Genomic DNA, 21670 nt, shown 5'->3' on the forward strand with positions numbered 1-21670 from the left:
TTACGTTTGTGTTAATCGTTTTCGGCATTTTCCGTCAGTGTATTTACAAATAGTCAGTAATATCAATAATCACGCCGTTGATTTTCCCTCTTTATCGGAGGAATCCTTTTTGACATTATCATATTCTTTAATCAGGTCAACAATTTGTCCTAAAATCCATTGCTGATCCATCTTGTTAAGTTGACTGAAGTAAATCAATAAGTCGTTTTCAGTTTCCGACAATTTCCGATATTGATGAGCAGGAGAAGATTCATTGCTATTTAGAGAATTTGTACGCAACCCTAAAATATAATCTGTTGAAACAGAAAAAATTTCAGAATACATGATAAGGGTGTCAAGATTTGGTTCCAGAACATTTGATTCGTATCTGGAAACAATGGATGCAGAAACACCAAGCAAATCCCCTAGATATTTTTGTGTGTAATTTTGTGATGTTCTAATTTCTTTTAGCTTATATCCGATTTCCATGTAACCACCTCACTTTACTTGATTTTAAGTGTAAACAAACAAATAACACAACGGTAAATTCGTCAATGGTACGCAAATTGCAAAAAACGTATATTAACACTTGACATATACGTAAAACGTAAGTATAATTAAGATATAAGTTACGGAAAACGTACAAAGGAGATAATAATAAGATGAATAGAAGATTACAGGAAATTAGGCTAAAGAATGGAATAAAACAATCTGAAATGGCTCAAAAATTAGACATCACGGTTGCCTCATATTCTAGAAAAGAGAATGGTAAATTGCGATTTTCACTTTCAGAGGCAATAAAAATAGCTAGTATATTCGAAATGACTGTAGAGGAGATATTTGACACAAGACACTTTCACGTTTTAGAAAAACAAGAATTGTAATTTCCCCAAAGAGCAAGAATGATAAGGCGTCAACTGATTATGAGGTTCTACGAATAGAAATGTATTCAAAAGAAAGGAGCAACTTTATGGCTTATTTAGAAGAACGAATCGATAAATTGGAGAAATTAGTGATACAACAAGCAGCGGAGATAGAAGGTCTGAAATCCCAAAATATGGAACAGTTACTTCTAACACCAGAAGAGTTTTCAAAAGTAGCAAAGATAAACCTTAACACAGTATATACATGGATTAGAGAAGGAAGAATAAAAAAAGCGGAAGCATTAGGACGTGCGATACGAATACCAATGTCACAATTTTCTGATAGTTCACCTGAAGAAATTAAGTATAAACGAGAACGGTGTGAGACTAAGAACAAGAAAGATGATTTGAAAGAAAACTTTAGATTACGAGCATAAGAAACAGGTAAAGGAGGAAAACATGAAATCTATAACTGAAAACGAAATAAAGAAAGTCCTCCAGAGCTATGAAAAATTCAAGGAGCATATTACTAAACGGATAATGTCGTTATATAAAGAAATGGAAGATACAGACAGTCAGATTGCAACCGTGGCTTATAAAAAACCAAGTCTGGATGGATATGGAGGATTTCAGTCAGAGAAAAAAGACTTGTTTGATATTTTAGAAAAACATGAAAAAAATGTAAGAATGCAGGCTATTGAAATACGGACGGAAATACAAAGATTGGTAGAAGAGGAAGAAAATTACAATCGTGTATGGGCTGGTTATCGAAGTTTACGTGGAGATGAATACTCGATTATAACTGCATTGTATATAAGATTAGAGCCATACAAGGCAGTAGAGGCAGAGTATGAGGGAAGCCATCGTAAGTTTGAGTTTGTGAGAAAGAGTGCATTAAATCACATAAAGATGCTATATGAGAGCGAATTTACCAACCTGCAGATTGTTCAGCATAAATATTGTCGACCCAAAAATAAAAGTGGGAGACAAGATGAGACCAAGGATGATAAATCCTATGTTCAATTAAAATTAAGTATCTAAAAGATACGGCGTGCCGAAGGACGGTACCGGAAAGGAGTTACATATGATTATTTCAGTTTACAACTTAAAGGGCGGTGTCGGTAAATCCACTACCGCTATTAATTTGCTTTATAACCTAGCATTAGAGGGAAATAAAGTACTTGGGATTGATTTAGACCCACAATGTAATTTGACACCTTTTTATGCACAGGCAAATGAAATGAACACCATTGCTGATGCATTGATAGAACCTAATAGATTTGATGACATAATTGAGGATACAAAATATAAAGGCATTTCCCTAATCAAAGGAAGTACAAAATTGAAAGATGAGCTTTTTGAGCCAAGTAGTTTACTAAATATGTTGAAAGTGTCAAAGAGAAAACAAGAGTTTGATTACGTTATTATTGATTGTCGAACGTCTTGTGAGAATTTAACACTTGCTGCCCTAATGGCAACGGATATGGTACTGACACCAATAATTCTCGACGGATATTGTAGAGATAATCTTATAGAGGTGCAAAATATTATTGAGAACGTGAAAGAGGAAAATCCAAAACTACAGTGGAATGTATTTGTGAATAAATTGAAACATAGAAAAGCACAACGTAGTATTCTGGAAGATTTAATTGCTCATTACGAGTATCCAATTTTCGATATTTGCGTTATGGAGCGTGCTGCTGTTGAGAATTCTTTGGCACTTAGAAAACCCTTGGTACGTCATGCAAGTAAAAATCAAGCGACTTTAGATTTCCAAGATCTTGCGAGAAGGGTGATGGAAGAAGAGGGAGGAATCTAATAATGGCAAATTTAGAAAGTGTTTTTAAGAAAAATATACAGAAACAAACACACCCCACGCGGAAAACAAGCTGGATTCACTATACAAAGCTAAAGCAAAGTAAGTACCAGTATCGTGATAGGGACAGGGAGACAGTTAGAGATTTTGCGGACATTGTAAAGATGGATGGACAGATTCTTCAAAATTTAGTGGTAAGAAAATTGGATATAGATGAATATGAGATTATCTCCGGTCATAAACGTCATGCTGCAGCTACTCTATTAACAGAGGAAGACAAACTCGAGGAGTATGCATTTCTCCCCTGTATGTTGGTAGATAGTGGTGATATACGTACGAGATTTTCTGTAATATCAACAAATTCTTTTGATGAAAAAACACCATATGAGTTAATGCATGAAATTGAAGAGGCTGCATACTTAATAGAAAATTTTCCAGAAGAGTTTCCAGATATTCCAGAAAAGGGACGTTTAGTTGAGAAGTTAGCGTGTAAGCTAAAAATGAAAAAAAGCACTATCGGGGAATATCGAGCTATTGCGAAAAGTCTTAGTGATAAGGGGATGGAGGCTTTTGAAAAAGGAGACCTTGGGAAAAGTGCAGCACATACTTTGTCACGTTTGACTCCGGAGGAGCAAGAAGAAGTTTTGGAGCAAGGGATTATCACCAATAAGGAAATTAAAGATTATAAGGAAAAGAAAGAGAATGTACCGAAATTCGGTACAACAATGGAATCAGAAGACGATGAACTGACAGTGCCGGGACAACTTAAAATTATAAATGTAGATATGGAAGTCCAAGAAGACGATACTCAACTTTTACCGAGAGAAAAGCCATTAGAACGAAATGGAATCAATAAAAGTCGTTATCATATTGATTTGCCAGTCATGAAAAATATGGATCAGCGTGAAGAGTTTTTACGAAATTATAAGGAATGGAACATCTGGACAACTAATCAATATACAGAGGAGACATTTTATCGATTAGATTTACCAGATGACTCATATATTGTTGTAAGGCATTTCCCCTATAGCAGTTATTGGGGAGGAGCTGAAAAACACGAAGGAAGCACTTATTATCTCATGACAGAAGACAAGAAGTTTTTTAAAGATGGTGAAACGAATATGACACAACTTAAAGAACATTTAAAAGCTATATTACGAAAGTAGCACCTCTAGCAGGGTTATTGTATCACAGACATAGCCATTGCTGTTTTCAATACTCCCTTCCGAAATGGAAGGGAGCCTACAAAAAGATAAGGAGGAATAAATTATGAAATTATTATTTTATATATTTGCACCATTTTATTTAGTATTTAAGATTATTGAATCATGTATGCATTTTTAAAAATGTACCGAAATTCGGTACGGAAAGGATTATTAATAATGAGTATTGGGAAAAAGATATTGATAGGTATTATGATTGTTTGCGTTGTAATGGCAGCATATTTTGGATACGCTGCTTTCAAGGAAGATAAGCCCTATAGAGACAGTGAACAAAAGACGGAAAAAGTAAAAGAAGATTTTATTGCATCTGGAGATGAAAAGGACTCTCCGTTAGAACGTCAGATAGATTTTAAGGGATTGAGAGACATTAATGTAGATATTGTTGGGTGGATTTACATTCCAGGGACAGGAATTGACTATCCTATTTGTCAAGGAACAGATAATGAATACTATCTCAATCATGATTTTACAAAGGCGTTTAATCCGTTAGGTGCGATTTATATGGATTTTAAGGAAGCAGCAGATTTTTCCGGATTGCACACATTAGTGTATGGACACTATGTAAATGAAAGTCAACTTTTTGGAGAATTGTCAAAGTATAACGATCCTGCATTTGGAAAAGAACATTCCAGTATTTATATTTACACACCAAAACAGGCGATAAGATATCAAATTTTTAGTGTAGAGACCATTTCCAGCAATAACGAAATATACAACATACAATTCAAGGAGGAAACTAAAGAAAAGTATAAAGAATGGATTAAGGATAGTATTGAAAACGCATTATATAAAGAGACTGTAATTCCTACAGAAACAGATAAAACGCTAACGCTGTCAACATGTACCAGTGAATATTCAGAGACATCGCGTTTTGTTGTCCATTCACTAGGAATAGAGTTTAAGCAGCAGTAATATTTAGGAGGACAAATATGAGAAAAACGAAATCATTGTGGGCATATATCGATGGCGAGAAACTTGTTGATGTGGTTGAAGTGGCTCTTGACAGAAACATGATGCTCGAAGAAGTGAAGCAATTGCTTATTGCGGAGAATCAAGGGCATGAAGTTGTTTTTAAAATAGAATAAAAACGATATGCAAAGAATGAATGAGAGAAAATAAGTAAATGCTTAACTAAGGCTTAGGAGAATGCTATGAAAGAAGGATTAAACTTAGTGGTATCAGACGATAGAACGAAAATTGAAAAGCAGATTGCAGCTTTAGAGTGGCAACTTGGAAAGGGATTGGATGAGAAAAGCAAGTTGATTTTTGAGGAGTCACTGAAGCAGCTTAAAAAGCAACTCAGAAACTTATAAACTGAAATTTGGAAAGGAACATAGCAAGAATTTGAGGAGATTTAACATGAATAATAAGAAAAGATTTAAAGCTATAAAGAAAATGATATTTACTGTGAGTGTAATCCTACTAGTACTACTTCTATGTCTTGTTTTTGCAAAAAAAGTCATAGAAGAAAACTCATATATCTTGTATATGATTGCTGTTTTTATTTCCCCAATTATAGGGACTTTGGTAGGATATTTAAACTTTGGGAGACCTAATAGTTTAGCGGAAACAATTATAACCTGTCCAAACTGTCGTAAAAGAATCAAAGTTAGACAATCCATAGAATTGGCAGAGGAGGTAGATGATGAAATTTGAAACGCATAAGTCTATTATCAATGTAGAAAATGGGGAATCGTACGATATTGGTGACGTAGTAACAATTAAGAGACTGGATGGTAGTGGAGCTGGCTCATGCAAGATTGTAAAAATCACAGACACGGGATTTCATTACAGTCAGGGTGGCAGTAAGAAAAAGAACGTACAGTATAAGGATATTGAAGGATTAGATAAGTACAAGTAATTAGGAACCCAAACATGATTAATAAATGAGGAGGAAATAGGATGTTAAATAGTGTAATACAAATGGGAAGATTGGTAAAAGATCCAGATATTTATAGCAATAATAAAGATGGTCAGGAGAAGACGTGGGGTCGCTACCGTCTGGCAGTCGAACGAGATGTAAAAAGAGAGTCCGGACAAGACTGTGACTTCTTTAATTGTATAGTAACTGGATCAAAAGCAAAATTTGCAGCCAAATATCTTAATAAGAGCAGTAAAATTGTTGTACAAGGAAGATTACAGTCTGGTAGCTACGAGGATTCTGAAACTGGAAAGAAAATTCCAACCGTAGAAATTTTTGTTTTGAATCAATATTTTGCAGATGGATTTAAGAGAAGCACAGATAGTGAAAATGGATATGACAATAGCATTGAAGAGAAAGGGGGAAATGAAGGGTATTACATGGAGTAATGATTAGAATAAACGGGGGATATAGAGATGGAATTTAATTACTACTATGGAAGTGAAAGTGAGATGTTTAGCTTTTTCAGACTTCCGAAGATGCTTATTCAAGATAAACGCTTTTCAAACCTTAAATCAGACTCAAAGCTCCTTTATGGCATTATGCTTGATAGAATGTCATTATCTCAAAAGAATGGCTGGTTAGACGATGAAAACAGAGTATATATAATATTTACAGTTAAGAATATTACGGAGGAATTTAATTGCTCCGAAAGAAAAGCAATTATGCTTCTGCAGGAGTTAGAGCAGATACACTTAATTGAAAAAAGAAGGCAAGGGCAAGGATTACCGAATATTATATACGTTAATAATATTTTCGTTGCTGCAGAGCATATTGAAGAGGCTGCAGATAGAAGTAAAGAAAAGGAAAATGAAGGAATAGTATCTAAAAAAAGAGATGAAGATGTAGAAGTAGTGCTGCGACAAAAGCAAAACATTACAGTCAGTAAAAGTTCATATGCAAAAAAAGACAGTACTCTTTCCCCGGGAGAAGTAAACAAATTTCAGACATGCAAAAACGTGCAGGTCAAGAAGTGCAAATTCTTGCAGGTCAAGAGGTGCAAAAACATGCGGGTCAAGAAGTGCAAATTCTTGCAGGTCAAGAAGTGCAAAAACGTGCACCCTAATAAGACTAATAATAACAAGACTGATAATAGTATTAAAGATACCCTAAAACTGAAAGATAAATTAAGGCGCGTAGAAGAGTATGAGCCTTGGTTTGATCCAGAGAGCCCAGAGGTTTCTTTGACGAGACAATTTATAAATCAACTTCAAGTTGACCAGTTACCAACAGAGCGTTTTCCAGAATACGGGGAATTGTTTGATATGTGGGTTACTCCGATATCACAGTTATTGCGAGCTGGATTCACCGCAGGGCAAATTGCAAAGACCATTGAATATTTAAACCTAGATGATTTTTGGAAGCCCCAAATAAGAAATACAAGAAAGTTTAAAACGGAGTTTGAAAGACTATACTTGAAAGCTAAAAACAGTAATATCTACAAGGAGGGCAAGAGTAAGTTTAGCAACTTTTCAGAGCGAGAATATGATATGGATGAACTGCAGAGACGATTGATTCAATAAATATGTGTAAGTGAAAAAAGCGGAAGTAAATGTACCTAAATGTACCTAGATATGAAAAATCGAATATGTTATATTAGACTTAAGAAGGTGTATCTATAGCAGATACATGGATACGGAGAACACGAAGAGTCTAATAATCATTGGGCTCTTTTTTTGATGATTTGGAGATGATATGAAAAACAGAGACCCACCAAAATGGTAAAAGACGTTGGATGTTCAAGTAAAAGTAAGATTAATTGCAAGAAACATAATTTCATGATATCTTATATTATATGATGTGAAATGCAAAATATTCTTACGTAAAGAAGTTAGAAGGAAGAGAGTAAAATCAAATCACTTGTAAAGGAGGACAATTATGAAGATGACATTAACAAATTTAAGAAAAAAACTAATTGCCGGAATGGCGATGATGTTAGCTGGGGTATTTTTGTTTAGTAGTGTTGCAATGGCAGCACCAAAAAACTCTTGGTATAACGAGGGCAATACTTGGTGGTACTATAACAGCAAGGGAAAGAATGTGGTAAACGATTGGATCTGGACGGGATATGCGTGGTACTATATGGGTGCTGACGGTGTTATGAAAGATAACGCTTTCATCGAAAACAATGGAAAAACATATTTCCTACAGCCTGGGGGCGCAATGAAACAAGGCTGGCTAGACCGTGGAAATGGTGACTGGAACTTCTTTAACAATTCCGGTGATATGGCAAAAAACCAATGGGTACTGTCAAGTGGACTTTGGTACTACATGGGAGCTGATGGATACATGGTTCGTAACAGATTCATCACTTTGGATACCGAATACTTTATCAACAATCAGGGGGTAATGTTGACGGGATGGATCGACTGCGGTAACGGCGATTGGAAATATTACAAAGCCGACGGTCGAAGTGCAAAGAGCCAGTGGATCGGCAACTACTACATCGGTTATGATGGATGGATGTGGAGAGATTGCTGGATCGGCAATTACTATGTAGACATTACAGGTAAATGGGTTCCCGGAGCAGTTAAAGAAACAACTAAGCCAACTAATCCCGGAGGCACAACAAATCCCGGTGGAACAACCAACCCCGGTGGAACAACGAATCCCGGTGGTACAACCAACCCCGGCGGAACAAATCCCGGCGGTGAAATCGTAGATGACGAAACAGCAGATTGGGCGTTTAGAGATTTATACATGTATTATGCAGCTAAACGTACAGATGCATGGGAAAATACATTCCGTAACGATTTTAAGAAAAATGATCCAGTATTTTACAACGCAATTATCAATAAAACGCTAGATCAATGGTATGAAGGTTGCTATGAATGGGGAACTTTACGAACAGATATGTAATGATTTAAATAATTTAAAGCAAAAGAGACTTGAGTGAATTTTCACTTAAGTCTCTTTTTATTATAAATTTTATAATCGAAAGGAGAACTATATGAAAAAAAGTAAACAGAAACAAAAAAGCATTTTTGTCAGAATAACATCTATGTTTTTATTGCTGGTAATGATGTTGTCACTTGTATCACCGGGATTAAGGGAGGTAGAAGCAGCAGATCAATTGTATCCTCCCGGAAGATTTGAACGATGGAAAGATTTAGTTATGCCGGGAAACAACACAGGGATGTCATCTTCAAGTTCGGGAATAGAACAGATAACAGTTACGCAAAGTGATCGGAGTCAATTTCTTTCTGATCCTCGCCATTATCACGGATTTGCAGCTGGACGAGCAGAGAATTTTTTTCCGACTAATAACACTGGTTCAATAGAGGTTAACTATGAAGGGGTTCTTGAGATGCCAGATGGTCGTCCTGTTGGACTAAGACTAACAGTAAGTAATTTTTCGCTAACAGGACCAAGTATAGGTGGTGTAGCAGAACCCATTCCTTTTATCTCGTTTTCAGAAGATATAAAAGAAGGACATAATTCTAATGGGATTAGTTCATTTGATATTCATGCTGAGTTCTATTATGGGGACACAGGAGAAAAATATCTTGGGAGTGGCATGTACTTCTATTACGGTTCACTAAATCTTGGAGAAGGTGTTATTTTCAAGTCAGGTAATGTTGTAGATACAATAAGATTAACAGATACTAATGTACAAACACTAGACTTGGGATGGGAAGGTCTAAGTGATAATTTCGTGGACGTTATGACTGATCCTACGTTTAACCGAAATACTATCGTTGCAAAAACTAATTCGGCTGAGTTGTTTTACACTGTATACACGAGATCCCTAAAGTATACACAAGGGCGAGGGTTATTAGATCCAAGCTTTGAACTTCCTGATTCTAATTTGGTTAAAGAATGGTCGGGTTATAACTCAGATTTATGGTGTGCCATTTCATTTAGTCCGATGGCAGCAACAGCTCCAATGCCAGAAAAAGATATGAAAGTTGCAGGAAGTGACTGGATAAGAGAATATGATGGTGTCAAGCTTGGAGAAGAAATAACATATCAAGTAAAACAGAGGGTAGAAACTCTTGGTTACAATGGAGCCTATAAATATGATTCTTTCTCTTTTTCAGATAAGTTGCCAGCAGAAGTTGATTATTCAAGTGCAACCATTTGCAAAAATGGGACAGACATTGGTAGTGGAAATTATACTATTAATTATGAGCCGAATAGTCATACAGTAACGGGAACCATCAATGCTAATTATTTAGCAAATGGGGTGGATTATAAAGGTGAAACCTATCAGTTTGTAATCAAGACAAAGGTAAATAAAAAGGCATTTGACACAGGTGCAGCGTTTACCAATAAAGGAACGACGACAATCAACGGAGATAAGGCTGAAACAAATGTTACAACAGTTAAGCCTGTTATGCCAAAACTTTCCATTGAAAAAACGATAAATGGAAAGAAATATGAAGAGTATAAAGTCGGAGAGAAAATCCCCTACAAATTAGTAATTAAAAACACAACGGCTGGATCAGTAGCAAAGGGAGTTGTCATAAAAGACCATTCACTTCCAACGGATTTAGAGATTGATGTATCAAGTGTTAAAGTCTCAGGAATTCAAGGTGCCACAGCTTCTGTAACTAATAACAAATTAACGGTTAATATTGCTGAACTTACAACAGAGACGGTAACTGTAACATTTACAGGGGTTGCAAATAAAACTCTTAATGGTAAAGAGACAATAAATACTGCAAGCGTTTCGGCGAAGAATGTTCCAGACGAACCAAAAGATACGAGTAAGGTATATGTCAATTCACCGGAAATCACATTATCAAAAGAAGTTGAAAAATATGAGTATCAAGTAGGAGATGATATAAAGTACACATTGAAAGGCAAACAGACAATTTCAGGTGCGACTGCTAAAAACGTCGTAATAAAAGATGAAAGTCTTCCGGCAGATATGAGTATTGATCCAAAATCTGTTAAGGTAACAGGACAAGCTAATGTTGTACTGAACGGGAAAACCTTGGAAAATAAGCCAACAGTGAATGTAGATGGAAGTAAAATTTCCGTTAGCTGGCCATATCTACAGAATGAAGAGGTTGCTGTAAGCTTTACAGTAAAAGCTCCAGCCGATAAAAATGGGATGGAGATTATCAATACAGCAATTATGTCTGCATCGAACGTTGAGAAAAATAATATCGAAGCAAAGGCTAAGGTGTGGATTAACACTCCTAAACTTGTTTTAGACAAGAGAGCGGATCGAGAGTCAAAAGAATATAAGGTAAGTGATTTGGTGACCTATACGATTGATTTAACCAATAAGCAGGTCGGTACGATTGCTCGTAATATTATCATAAAAGACGAGATCAAAACGGAAGGAGTAAAACTCCAAAAGGGCAGTATTGTCTTTACCGACTCAAAGGGAAAAGTGATTAAGCCAATAAGTATTGAAATTGTCGGAAATACCTTCACGGCAGTGTTAGAAAAAGACAGTGTTAATCCAGACAACTATAGCATTTATGAAAACGGCAAAGTGACAGAACAAAAGAAACAGAATCCAGAGGAGTTGAAAACGGAGACCCTTATCACTTGTGAGTATCAAGTTGCAATTGTGAGTGAAAGCCTAGCTGGAAAATCGGTTGAAAATGTTGCAACAGCTTCATCTGATAATACGCCAGACGAAAAAGATGACGAAGTTGTCATTGTTCCAAAGGATGAAAAATTCCCGGGATTATCAATTGTAAAAACCGCAGATAAAGCGGAGTATAACATAGGTGATACTTTCCATTATCAATTGGATATAAGTAATAAAGTTCCAGGCACAAATGCAAAAGAGGTTGTAATCGAAGATGCATTCCAAGTTGATGGTGCAGTAATTGATCAAGAAAGTATTAAAGTAACATTTAATGGAAAAGAATTTGAACCCAAAGAAGTTACTTTTAGTGATGACGGTAAGAGTTTCAAAATTGTAACAGGGAAAAACTTAACACAGGATGATCGTCTTAAGGTTCGTTATAAAGGTACTTTTGAAGAAGCAGCTCTTGTACAAGACGATGGAATTATTAACATTGCGACTGCTAGTGCAACAGAGGTTCCCCCAGTTAGTGATGATAATATTGTCTATATTAAGCAGAAAAATGGACTTTTAAACATTGAAAAATCATCTGATAAAGAAACTTATTGCGTAGGTGAAACAGGTAAGTACAAAATAACTGTTATGAATAAAGTCCCAGATTCTAAAGTCCTTGATGTAACGATTGAAGATGCTTTCCAAACGAAGGGAGTAAAAGCGATTTCATCAAGTCTTAAGCTCTATTTTAATGATGAAGAGATAAAGCTTACAGAAAAGATGTTAAAAGTAAAAGATGGAGTATTCTCCATTGTTACAGGTAAGAATTTGACTGATCAAGATAAAATAACGGTGACTTATGATGTTCTCTTTGACACAGCTGTGACAGATAATACAGTAGTAAATAAAGCTGTAGCGGAAGGAAAAGAAGTTCCTAAGGTTGATACAGATAATAAAGTGACACTTCTTGAACCATCCCTGAATCTTATAAAGACTGTGGATAAGGAGGTCTATCAAGTAGGAGAAACAGGAAAGTATACTTTGGAGATTACAAATCTTGTTGCAGATACTGTTGCAAAGAAAATTATTGTCACAGATGAAAATTTGACAAAGGGAAGTGAATTAAAGGCAGATACTATTAAAGTGTTTTTCAATGGGGAGGCTCTAAAGCTCTCAGAGGAGCAAGTTAAGGTTAAAGGCAATAAATTCACCATAGAAACAAGAAAAGACCTGTCAGATAAAGATAAGATTGTTGTAACCTATGATGTTGTATTTACGGATGAAATAGAAGCGGATACTATTGTTAATAAAGCTAGTGTGAAGAGTGAGAATACTCCACCGGCGGAAGCAGAGCATATGACAAAAGTTTTGAGACCTTTATTGCAAATTCAAAAAGCTGCAGATAAGGAATCTTATGTACGAGGAGAAACTGCAAATTACCGTCTGACTGTAGTAAATACGGTAGAGGGATCCGTTGTAAAAAATGTTATTATTACAGATGAAAATGTGACAAAGGGAAGTGAATTAAAAGCGGATACTATTAAATTGTTTTTCAATGGTGAGGCTTTGGAACTTAAAAAGGAGCAAATCATAGTAGAAGGTAATAAATTCACAATAGAAACAGGTAAAGATTTAACCGTAAAGGATAAGCTGGAGGTGACATATTCAACCTTGCTAAAAGAGGAAATTGAGGAAGATGTTGTTACAAATAAGGCAACAGCAAAAGGAGATAATGTGCCACCATCAGAAACAGAGCTTAAAGTTAAATTGCCGAAGCCGGGTGCACCTGAAACAGTGAATGGTGAAGCACCAGCGACAGGTCTTAGAAATAATAAGAATCTATATTTAGGAATTGCAGTTGGATTTTTGATTATAGCGTTCATTAGTTATTTGATTTACCGGAAACAAGGGAAAAAGAGCTATAATAAAAAAATCTAAGGTAGAGCAGGGATGACCTGCTTTTTTTGTGCCGAATTTCGGTACAAAGAAAGGGTAGATTAATGAAGAGATGGTGTGTTTTATTTATTGCACTCTTTGTCTTATGTACAGGGGGTGCAATTCTCTTCTTAAACTTAAGTAAGAAAGAAGAGATAAAAAAAGAAGAACCGGATATTATCCTAACTAGTGAGTTAAATATGAAGAGATGTGATGATTTTCCGAACATAGAAAAGGAGTTAAAGGTTAAAAAAGGGATAAAAAAGATATCAGTTGATTTGACGCAGGTAGATAGCGAAACAGCAGGTACATATCCAATTATCATCACTTATGAAAAAAATGGGAAGATGTTCTCAAAAAGAGAACAACTTATTGTTCTTTCAGAAAAAAAAGAAGAAATTGAAGTTAAAGAAAAAAATGTCGCAGATTACGGAGATATAGAAGGAAAGCAACTAGAAAGCCGCCAAACAGACGAGATACCAGTTAAAACAGGTGATGAAGAGAATTTGGTTCTTCTGCTTATTGCCGAGGTTTTATCTGGTGTGATTATTACTATGGAAAGTATGGGTATTTATCAGGAAAAAAGGTATAAAAGATTAAGAATCTGATTAATACCGAATTAGAAAAAGGAGGTAAAAGATGCAAGCAGCAGAACAGATAATGCAAAAGATGCAAGCAATTCATGCAGAGCGAGAAGAACAGTATAAGGCGCGTGATGCAGAATTCCGTCAACGTAATGACGAGTTAAAAAAGGCGTTGTTACAATTGGACAAGAAAATGAAAGATATTCAAATTTCGAGAGAGCAGCTCAATGAAGAGCAACAAAGAATTGACGGACTAAATGCAAAATACCAATTAAGAGAGGGGCAATTAAGCGCGAAAGAGGATGAGCTAAGGGTACTTCAAGAGCAAATTAATCAGGATCGTATAGCAATGGAGGAGGATATATCAACACTTAAGCTAAAGGCGCAAATGGAAAGTGAAAAAGTCACTACACTCCGCATTGAAGCAGAGCGTATTAAGGATCGCTTAGAGTATGATTTAAGCTTAAAGGAGAGCGGAATTGAAATAGAGATTAATGCCCTAGGACAGAGTGATGATATGATTTCTATTGAGGAACACCAGAAAGAGGTAGACTCATTAAATGGGCAAATTCAGAATCTCGTCAATGAGAAAGCAGAATTACTAAAAAAAATGATTTCTCAACAGATTACTAGTCCACAAGAAAATGAGCGACCAACAGAAGAAATAGCAGTTGTTGAGGAAAATTATACCGAGCAATTGAAGCAGGAAAAAATGGAGCCAGTAGCAGGCACGGAGAATAAAGAGGATATTACACCAATGGTAATATACAATTATCTTTCCTCAAATGACGAATATTCCGATGTGGAGAAACGCCACGGAGTAGATGGTGAGATTGTAACGGCTAAAAAGAACGGATTGGATTACTATTTTCTATTTACTGATATTCCTCGCTTTGAAATCCTGAAGGAGCGGAAGTATGATAGAGCACTGAAAAAAGCATTTACAGAATTGAATCAATTATATCCAGAGACTAAGTTTGATTATGAAGATGGAAAGGCAATTGCATCTACTTATTTTATGAAAGATTTGCCTCTTTATAATCTTGTTGAAGCGGTAGATCAGGTAAGCAATGCATTTAAACCCAAGGAATAGCTGCCTATGAATAGTTATAGCATAATTGGAATCGTATTGGCAGTAATAGCTGGGGGCTGCTTAGTTGTTTTTGGGTATATAGTGAAAAGCACCCAAAAGAAAACAGGATATGAAATACCAAGAGGAAAAATTGCTTTCGGATCAGATTTCTATACAGATCTTAGTGACATGTACTTTGTTACAGAGGATTTTCGTTGTGCATTAGATAGTATGTTGGTGAGATATAAGGAAGGAGGAATAAAAAAACGTCTGCAGGCAGCACAAGCCTATTTATCTAAAAGTCGTTATAAAGACATTGAAACGGCATTAGAATGTTATTTGAAAGAAGATAGTCACGACTATCTTGAGACGTATTGGAAAATCGTTCAAAATGAAGAAATGAAATGCCGGAGACTTCCCGGATAAAAAGTAACCATGATAAAGACCTAAAGGGTCTTTTTTTTGTACCGAATTTCGGTACATCAAAATAAGGAGGATTATTTTATGAGAAATAATGGATTTGGAATTAAAGATAAGATTATCACAGTGTTAGTTTTAATAGTTGCGCTTGTATTAGCGTATTTAATAGTAACGTACCTGTTGCCGATTACACCACTCGCATTTTTACTTGTAAAAGGAAAAATGCTGGTATTTTTTGTAATCGCATTATTTCTATTACTAATTTTTGGATTTATAGCTAGAAAAATTAATAGACGATAAGAGGAGAAGAAAATGAAGATGGTAAAGAAAAACATTAATGTAAAAATGACAGAAGAAAAAAGTAAGTTAATTAGAAAAAAAGCATTTGAACGATTTGTAGCATTTGTGTTTGTAGCTGGAGTAATGATTTTTGCATCTCCAATGACAACATTTGCAGCGACTGGAGGCGGAGCTGCTGTTACTGCAGGACTTGGTAGTTTACAAGAGCTTGTTTTAGCCTTTGTATCGGCGATTGGCATGATTCTTTGTGCCTGGGGAATTGGTGAATGGGGAATTAGTACAAGTTCACAAGATGGTACAACACAAGCAAGTGCCCTGAAACGGATTGGTGGCGGTATTGTTATGGTACTTGCACCGCAAATTTTGGCAACCTTAGTATAAAATGGAGGTTTTAAATGGATAAATTGATGGATATATTGACAGGATTCTTAATGGGACCGGCATTTTCCATTGGCAACCTAATATGGCAATTTTTAATGGGAATGGTAACAGGGGTGATGACAACATCACCCTCTGCATTCTCACAAGAAGCATGGGACTATGTAAGACTTGTGTTATACCCTTGGGCACAGAGTATAGGGATTGCACTTTTAAATACTTGGTTCTTTATTGGATTTATAAAACAGAATACAGATTTAAAACAAAACTTTACTTTTGAGGTATTTGTAAAATTGTGTATAAATGTTATTGCTGCCAACGCATTAATTTTGGGAATGATTAGAATTATACATGGCTTCTTCTGGATGGCTAGTGCTCTTACAGGACAAGTTCTACATGGTAGTTCTATATCATTTAGTAATGCAGATTTAGATGTCGGCACATGGGCATTTTTCGCCATATTTGGATTCATATATGTTTTAGTTGCTTTGATATGCGGTGGAATGATTTTTTTAACCGTGTATAGCCGTTACATAAAAATATTATTTATGGTTGCAACTGGACCAATTGCATTAAGTACGATTGCCGGCGGACAAGGAATCAGTAATACCGCGATTGCTTGGGTCAAAACCTTTTTGGGCTATTTATTTGAAATCGTAGCAATAGCGATTGTTTTGACGATTGGTAGTAAACTTATTCATTCAATTAATTGGATGACAGGCGGTGCTCTTGATTCCTACATGAATGGATTTTGGGGAGCGATTCAATCCCTTATCACCATGATTATTCTTGCTGCATCCGTAAAGGGAACAGATGGTATGCTGCGTAGGGCATTTGCGTTATAAAGGAGGAAAACTAAATGATAATACCGATTAATAAGGACTTTGAAAAAGAATATCAAAATAACTCGTGGAAGGGGCTGACATTGCGCCAGACGATTAGTGGTCTCATTGCATTCTTAGTGAGCATAGGTATTGCAATCCTACTCTACTTGAAGTTTGGATTTTCACCAGTAGCATGTGTTTATCTTTGCACACCACTTATGGGAGGAATTATCTTTTTGGGAGTCTATCGTTATCAGGATTTAAGTCTTATTGAACTTTTAAAATGTATGTTATTTACAAAAAACACAAAGGAACTTTCTATGATTTTAGAGGAGTACGATCCCGCAAATCAAAAAGTCTATGCGATGGAATATCCAAAGACAAAAAAGAAGAAAATCAAAAAATCTAAAAGGAGGAAAAAATAAATGGGAATATTCAATGCCACAAGTACATTTCTGGAACGTAAAAAGAAAACAACTCCAGTATATAAGACACCGAAAAGTATTTATCAAGCATTACAAGTTTCGGACTATGAGCCAACAGGCCTGTTTAAACTAGAGCCAAAGGGAGGTGTAGGTTTATATGACTGCTGTTACATCTTCGAAGACATTAATTATAGCGCGAAAAATGAAGAACAGAAAGAATCAACTTTAGTGAAAATGATGCGCTGGTTAAATGCAATGAATACGGATTTTAAAATTAGCATAGCAAATGAATATAGGAATATGGATGAATACTTTAAAAAAATGTTCATTGAAAAAAACAAAGAGGAATACCTAGCTCTTAGTGACGGAATAAGTCAGTGGCGAGTAGAGAAGGTAGGTCAGGAAGCAAATGTTAATAAGATGATGTATTTGGTTGTGACAACAAGAGCAAAAGATTTTGAGGAAGCAGGGTTCTACTTTAAGACAATTGATTCGGAACTAAATAAGAACTTTGAATCTTGGGGATCTCGCCTTCATAAAATGACTGCTTTTGAGCGATTCGCAAGTTTGCGGTCGTTCTTCCGTCAGGAAGAAAACAACTTGGCTGAGATTCTTCCAAAGCTCAAGAATGGAGATATTAAAAACAATGTATTACCAATATCATTAAAAAGCTATAGCAATTTTATGCTGATGGGCGAGACCTATGTTTCTGTTCTTTTTGGACATGACTATGGAAGTTCTGTAGATGCAGATAAATTTGTCCATGAGTTTATTGATGTGCCCTTTCCGCTATATCTGACGTTAGATTATGCTCCAATTGAGCGACAAACTTTAAAGGATCGGTTAGCGGCAGCACATACAAATAACGAGAGAGCAATACAAGAGGAGGCAGATGCAAAGGCTAAAGCAGGAGCAAAGGTTATCAGTACGTCATATCGTAAAGAAAAAATCAAAGATGAGTTAGAAGCTTACCGTGATCAAGTGGATGATAACTCGGAGAAAGCATTTTATATGGGACTGCTTCTTGTAGTTGTAGCAGATAGTGAAGAGGAACTGGCGCAACGGATTCAACGTATGCAATCAATTGGCAGACAAAACAGTGTACGTCTGGATATCTACAATTTCCAACAACTCAATGCTTTAAATACGGCACTTCCAATTGGTGGGCGGCAAGTAAATCATATGCGTAGCTTCTTAACATCCTCTATTGTGGCTTTTCATCCATATTATGCTCAGGACATTCAAGAAATTGGAGGTATTTTTTATGGCATCAATCGAAAGACAAAAAGAGCAATTCTAGCAGACCGAAAAAAGTTAAAGAGTCCACATGGAATTGTTGTGGGTCACACTGGAGCGGGAAAGTCGATGCTTCTAAAAAGTACAGAAATTTCTCAAGTATTGTTGTCAACAGATGATGATATTCTTGCAATTGATCCACAGAACGAGTTGGAAGGTGTAACCCCGGAATGGGGAGGGACATTTATTGATTTCACACCAAAAGCAGAAATATACCTGAATTCTTTTGAAATTCCAGAAGAGATTTTTAACGGATCGAATAAGAAGAAAGAAAAATTCGTTGCAAATCAAAGTGATTATGCAAAATCTTTTTGTACTGCAACCATGACAAATATCTTAGTGACACAGGAACATTTGTCAATCATTGGGCGGTGTGTGAGACAGATGTATGAAGAATCTTTTGAGCAGAAACGACTAAAAAAACAGCCAACACTTATTATCCTACGAGAGAAGTTACGACTGGAAATGGAGTCGGCGGGAGACACTGGAGATAAGCGAAGAATTCAAGAAATCTATAATTCTTTAGAAGAATATACAGACGGTGGTTATGATATGTTCTCACATCCTACAAATATTAAAATTAATAACCGCTTTACGGTCTTTGGAATTGCAAATGTTCCTGAAAATATGTGGGAAGTATCAATGATTACAATAATGAATTATCTTCAGACAAGAATTGATTATAACCAAGACCTTCAGAGAGCAACAAGATTTATTGTAGATGAAACACAAGTAGTGTCAGAAAAGCCAACCAGTGCTGCTATGCTTGTAAAGGCTACCGTTACATTTAGAAAATACGGTGGGATCTGCACTTTTCTTATGCAGAATGCATCGAAAGCAATTGAGAATAAGGCGTTAAAAGACATGTTTGCAAACTGTGGATACAAATGTTTCTTGGATCAATCTGGAGGAGATGCGAGGGCAATTAGTGAGATTATTGAATTTAGTGAAGAGGAATTTAATTCTCTTGCCGAAGAAAAGCCGGGACATGGAGTTATGGTATGGGGAAAGAAGACAATTCTTTTTGATGCGTATATGGACCCAGCTAATCCGATCTATGATTTGATAAGTACAAACTTCCACGAAAAAGCTTCAAGAGCAAAGAAGAATCAAGAGAGTGTACCGAATTTCGGTACAAAAGAAATAGAATTAGATCCAGAGCAAATAAAAGAAACCGAGACTCTAGTAATCGATGAAGTGGATAAGGAAATCATATGTCAGGCAGCGAGTCTGAGTGCAATTTCAGTAAGAGATGCAGCAGCAATACTTTCCAAATCAGAAGATGAAGCTGTGGACATTCTTTCTTCCTTGGTTTCTGCGAAAATACTTCAATCCGAAGGTGAGGATTTTAATAGACAGTATCGGAAATGTAGCTAATACAAAACGGAGAACTGAAAAATGAAACTAATGAAAGAAAGCCAAACCAATCTTAAAATTGTAGAAGATGGTGTGACAAAAGGTGTCCAGGAAGTAAAAAGAAAAACAGAAGAAATTGGAAAGCAAACGGCGCCGGAAAAGGAAGGAGAACAAGAGAAAGAGAAGACGAATACCTTGAATCCTAATCCATATCTTAAAATGAAAGAAAAAAGGAAATGGGATCGGTTAAGTGCCAGTAAAAAGAATAAATACTACCGAAAAGCGAATAGATATAATGGGAAGACGGTTCTTCAAAAAAAATCTTCTGTTCTAAACGTCAATGGTGAGAAGAAAAACTCGGCTAACAATTCTTCTATGCTTCATTCATCAGGTGTTGGGAATGGTGTTCAAGCAGGAAAGATTGGTAAAAAAGAAATATCTGTTGCCTCAAAAGAAGGGACATTAAAAACAATTGAAACAGGAGTGAAGCAAGGGGCTAAGCAAGGTGTGAAGGTTGCTACAGAAGCAGGAGCAGGAGTCGCAACTGGAGTCGCAACAGGCGGTGTCAGCGTTGTTGCAGGAGCATCTCTTAAGGTTGCGAATAAATTTAAGGAGAGCTTACAACAAAAAGCGGCTACACAAAGTGCTCATCTTAACGAAATGCAGAAGAAGGCAAATGAACAGATTGAAAAAGGCATGGAGAAGAAAGGTTTTGGTGGAGCTGTTCAAGTTGCTCTTGGTGTGTTACTTGCAGGGGTAGGTAGCATTCTTTCATCGATCGTATCTTTCACAGGAATTCTCATGGGATCATTGATTTCTCTTATTCTAGTAGGAGTGCTTGTTTTAATTATTACAATTACAATAGGTACAGCACAATTAAGTAGTGGTACACAAAATGGAATGGCGAGAGTGGCAAAAGAGGAGTTGGCAAATGCAGATAAAAATGTAGGAGGTTCTAAGTATAAGGACTGGTATGGAATGAATGCAGACTGGTGCGCTATATTTGTATCTTGGTGTGCGAATGAATGTGGTTACATAGAAGAAAAAATTGTTCCTAAGAGTGCATCAGTGGCAGGATACCGTAGTTGGTATCAAGGGAAGAATTTGTATAAAACAAAAGAAAGTGAGTATCACCCTAAGGCAGGAGATTTAATTGTATTTGAAAATGGTATGTCCCATATTGGAATTGTTGTAGGATATGATGCGGAGAGTGATCGGGTGGAAACAATTGAGGGAAACTCTGGCAATAGTTCTAGCAGCCCTTATCACGCAAGTAGTCATGTGACGCATAATTATTATCCGAGAAGTTACTCAGCTATTTCTGGTTATTGTACTCCAGAATATCCAGAAGAAGATTCAATTGAGATTCCAGAGCCATATGGAACTGTATATACCTATATGGGGTGGCAGACAATTACAAGTCCAAGCTCTAACCAATATAAATTACGGGAAGAAGCGGGTATGAATTTTGACGCAGATGGATTCGCAAAGATTGGAGAACGATATGTAATTGCGTGTACTACTAAATTTGGTAAAGTTGGAGATTATATTGATTGGGAGCTGGAAAACGGCGAGGTTATACGTTCTGTTGTAGGTGATATTAAAAACCAAAGTGATTCAGGAGCCAACGAATATGGACATCAAGAAGGTCGAGGGGTTGTTGAATTTGTTGTCGATAAATACTCATGGTATGGAACATCAAAACACCCCAAACAGTTTCATCCAGAATGGGATTCACGAGTTGTTCGAGCAATTAGATCGGGAAGTTATTGGTAGTAAGAAAGGAGAAACGA

At 36.2% G+C, this 21670-nt stretch carries 24 protein-coding genes; 23 read left to right on the forward strand and 1 reads right to left on the reverse strand.

What is annotated here, in order from left to right:
- Window positions 1-69 precede the first annotated feature (69 nt).
- Entirely contained in the window at window positions 70-468 is a 399-nt protein-coding gene (locus tag NHH15_RS05975; protein WP_262065748.1) for a helix-turn-helix domain-containing protein, read from the reverse strand.
- Between the two features lie 173 nt (window positions 469-641).
- On the opposite strand from NHH15_RS05975, the gene NHH15_RS05980 reads away from it, so the two are divergent.
- The 23 genes from NHH15_RS05980 (at window position 642) to NHH15_RS06090 (ending at window position 21653) form a co-directional block, all read left to right on the forward strand.
- Window positions 642-863, forward strand: a complete 222-nt coding sequence (locus NHH15_RS05980; protein ID WP_262065749.1) for a helix-turn-helix transcriptional regulator — start codon at window positions 642-644, stop codon at window positions 861-863.
- 86 nt (window positions 864-949) lie between these two features.
- Window positions 950-1279, forward strand: coding sequence for a helix-turn-helix domain-containing protein (locus tag NHH15_RS05985; RefSeq protein ID WP_262065750.1), 330 nt, complete (start codon window positions 950-952; stop codon window positions 1277-1279).
- A gap of 22 nt (window positions 1280-1301) precedes the next feature.
- Complete coding sequence (locus NHH15_RS05990) at window positions 1302-1883, forward strand: hypothetical protein (RefSeq protein WP_262065751.1); 582 nt, start codon at window positions 1302-1304, stop codon at window positions 1881-1883.
- 43 nt (window positions 1884-1926) lie between these two features.
- Window positions 1927-2661: a ParA family protein gene (locus NHH15_RS05995; protein WP_262065752.1), complete on the forward strand. Its 735-nt coding sequence runs from the start codon at window positions 1927-1929 to the stop codon at window positions 2659-2661.
- A gap of 2 nt (window positions 2662-2663) precedes the next feature.
- Window positions 2664-3824 carry a ParB/RepB/Spo0J family partition protein gene (locus tag NHH15_RS06000; protein ID WP_262065753.1) on the forward strand — a complete coding sequence of 387 codons (1161 nt, stop codon included), beginning with the start codon at window positions 2664-2666 and terminating at the stop codon, window positions 3822-3824.
- 216 nt (window positions 3825-4040) lie between these two features.
- Window positions 4041-4793, forward strand: coding sequence for a class B sortase (gene srtB / locus NHH15_RS06005; protein WP_262065754.1), 753 nt, complete (start codon window positions 4041-4043; stop codon window positions 4791-4793).
- 17 nt (window positions 4794-4810) lie between these two features.
- Window positions 4811-4966: a hypothetical protein gene (locus NHH15_RS06010; protein WP_262065755.1), complete on the forward strand. Its 156-nt coding sequence runs from the start codon at window positions 4811-4813 to the stop codon at window positions 4964-4966.
- Between the two features lie 66 nt (window positions 4967-5032).
- Window positions 5033-5194: a hypothetical protein gene (locus tag NHH15_RS06015; protein ID WP_262065756.1), complete on the forward strand. Its 162-nt coding sequence runs from the start codon at window positions 5033-5035 to the stop codon at window positions 5192-5194.
- A gap of 46 nt (window positions 5195-5240) precedes the next feature.
- Window positions 5241-5537, forward strand: coding sequence for a hypothetical protein (locus tag NHH15_RS06020; RefSeq protein WP_262065757.1), 297 nt, complete (start codon window positions 5241-5243; stop codon window positions 5535-5537).
- On the forward strand, window positions 5527-5742 hold the full coding sequence (locus tag NHH15_RS06025; protein ID WP_262065758.1) for a hypothetical protein: 216 nt from the start codon (window positions 5527-5529) through the stop codon (window positions 5740-5742). Before NHH15_RS06020 ends, NHH15_RS06025 begins: the two co-directional genes overlap by 11 nt.
- 41 nt (window positions 5743-5783) lie before the next feature.
- Entirely contained in the window at window positions 5784-6191 is a 408-nt protein-coding gene (locus NHH15_RS06030) for a single-stranded DNA-binding protein (RefSeq protein WP_262065759.1), read from the forward strand.
- A 27-nt stretch (window positions 6192-6218) separates the two neighbouring features.
- Window positions 6219-7325, forward strand: coding sequence for a replication initiator protein A (locus tag NHH15_RS06035; RefSeq protein ID WP_262065760.1), 1107 nt, complete (start codon window positions 6219-6221; stop codon window positions 7323-7325).
- A 355-nt stretch (window positions 7326-7680) separates the two neighbouring features.
- Window positions 7681-8661: a PspC-like choline-binding domain-containing protein gene (locus NHH15_RS06040; RefSeq protein WP_262065761.1), complete on the forward strand. Its 981-nt coding sequence runs from the start codon at window positions 7681-7683 to the stop codon at window positions 8659-8661.
- Window positions 8662-8752: 91 nt separating this feature from the next.
- Window positions 8753-13225, forward strand: a complete 4473-nt coding sequence (locus NHH15_RS06045; RefSeq protein WP_262065762.1) for an isopeptide-forming domain-containing fimbrial protein — start codon at window positions 8753-8755, stop codon at window positions 13223-13225.
- A gap of 62 nt (window positions 13226-13287) precedes the next feature.
- Window positions 13288-13830, forward strand: coding sequence for a hypothetical protein (locus NHH15_RS06050; protein ID WP_262065763.1), 543 nt, complete (start codon window positions 13288-13290; stop codon window positions 13828-13830).
- A 31-nt stretch (window positions 13831-13861) separates the two neighbouring features.
- The gene (locus NHH15_RS06055; protein ID WP_262065764.1) at window positions 13862-14899 is read left to right on the forward strand and encodes a coiled-coil domain-containing protein; all 1038 of its coding nucleotides are present in this window, start codon (window positions 13862-13864) and stop codon (window positions 14897-14899) included.
- A gap of 6 nt (window positions 14900-14905) precedes the next feature.
- The gene (locus NHH15_RS06060) at window positions 14906-15304 is read left to right on the forward strand and encodes a hypothetical protein (RefSeq protein WP_262065765.1); all 399 of its coding nucleotides are present in this window, start codon (window positions 14906-14908) and stop codon (window positions 15302-15304) included.
- A 78-nt stretch (window positions 15305-15382) separates the two neighbouring features.
- A complete protein-coding gene (locus NHH15_RS06065; RefSeq protein ID WP_262065766.1) occupies window positions 15383-15598 on the forward strand; it encodes a hypothetical protein in 216 nt (71 codons plus the stop codon).
- Between the two features lie 12 nt (window positions 15599-15610).
- Complete coding sequence (locus NHH15_RS06070) at window positions 15611-15979, forward strand: hypothetical protein (protein WP_262065767.1); 369 nt, start codon at window positions 15611-15613, stop codon at window positions 15977-15979.
- A gap of 14 nt (window positions 15980-15993) precedes the next feature.
- A complete protein-coding gene (locus tag NHH15_RS06075) occupies window positions 15994-16821 on the forward strand; it encodes a hypothetical protein (RefSeq protein WP_262065768.1) in 828 nt (275 codons plus the stop codon).
- A gap of 14 nt (window positions 16822-16835) precedes the next feature.
- Window positions 16836-17225, forward strand: a complete 390-nt coding sequence (locus tag NHH15_RS06080; RefSeq protein WP_262065769.1) for a PrgI family protein — start codon at window positions 16836-16838, stop codon at window positions 17223-17225.
- Complete coding sequence (locus NHH15_RS06085) at window positions 17226-19898, forward strand: VirB4-like conjugal transfer ATPase, CD1110 family (protein WP_262065770.1); 2673 nt, start codon at window positions 17226-17228, stop codon at window positions 19896-19898. It begins immediately after the preceding gene.
- A gap of 21 nt (window positions 19899-19919) precedes the next feature.
- Window positions 19920-21653, forward strand: a complete 1734-nt coding sequence (locus tag NHH15_RS06090; RefSeq protein ID WP_262065771.1) for a CHAP domain-containing protein — start codon at window positions 19920-19922, stop codon at window positions 21651-21653.
- Window positions 21654-21670: the final 17 nt, after the last annotated feature.

Source organism: Aequitasia blattaphilus, from assembly GCF_024721305.1.
In the GTDB taxonomy this organism is placed as follows: Bacteria; Bacillota; Clostridia; order Lachnospirales; family Lachnospiraceae; genus Aequitasia; species Aequitasia blattaphila.